The organism is Pseudomonas yangonensis (genome assembly GCF_009932725.1).
GTDB classification, from domain to species: domain Bacteria; phylum Pseudomonadota; class Gammaproteobacteria; order Pseudomonadales; family Pseudomonadaceae; genus Aquipseudomonas; species Aquipseudomonas yangonensis.
In genome coordinates, this window is the sequence record NZ_BLJU01000047.1 from 1 (window position 1) to 713 (window position 713).

Sequence of the window (713 nt, forward strand, 5' to 3'; positions counted from 1 at the left end):
TACCGGCATCGAGGCTGGCCTTGACTAACTCGTCGGCCGCCGCCTGGCCGACATCGCCGATGTGCTCGTAGATGCCGCTGCCATCACTGAAAGTCATGGTGCCCAGGCAGAGCTGCGAGACCAGTAGCCCGGTATTGCCTAATGTCTTGTATTTCATCGTGCTCTCCTCGAGTCATGACGGCGGCTACGGCAACAGAGGGCCGAAGCCGCGTCGGCTGTGGGTGAGTGCTGTTGTGCAACGCACGCCCCTACGTTAGCCCCGGCCCGGTAAAAGAAAAACGCACAACAATGGACGCTCGAATTGCAAATTTGGAAAACGAAGAAACAGGCCTGGCCCTGATCACGGGCGGTTCGGGAAAGACCGTCTTGCGGATCCTGTTGATGGCTGGCGCTTAGTGCTGCGGTAGAGGGCAGGCGCTTTGCGCAGGTGAACTTGATGACCTTCCCGAGCGGAGTTGGCATCGCCTGGCAGTAGCGTTCACAGGCAATGCATATATTCGGGTAGCACCACCCAGGCATCGATATGGAAGGGGTGACGGGGTTTGGTGGCGCGCACCGTCTCGCGCAGCAAGTCGATTCCGCGGATCAGCAGATCGCTGGTTGACGGTGAAGAAGTAGTGGCGCCAGCAACGGCGGGGCGTCGGTAATTGGGTATTGCGGCTCGTCCTTGAGCGGTGGTGATGCCATGAACCATGGTGGACAAGCTTCGCGTT

Annotated in this window: 1 pseudogene; it reads right to left on the reverse strand. The window is 59.3% G+C overall.

Annotated elements, in window-relative coordinates:
* Positions 1-478 precede the first annotated feature (478 nt).
* Positions 479-713: pseudogene (locus GYB81_RS25350) on the reverse strand (hypothetical protein); the annotation flags it as partial.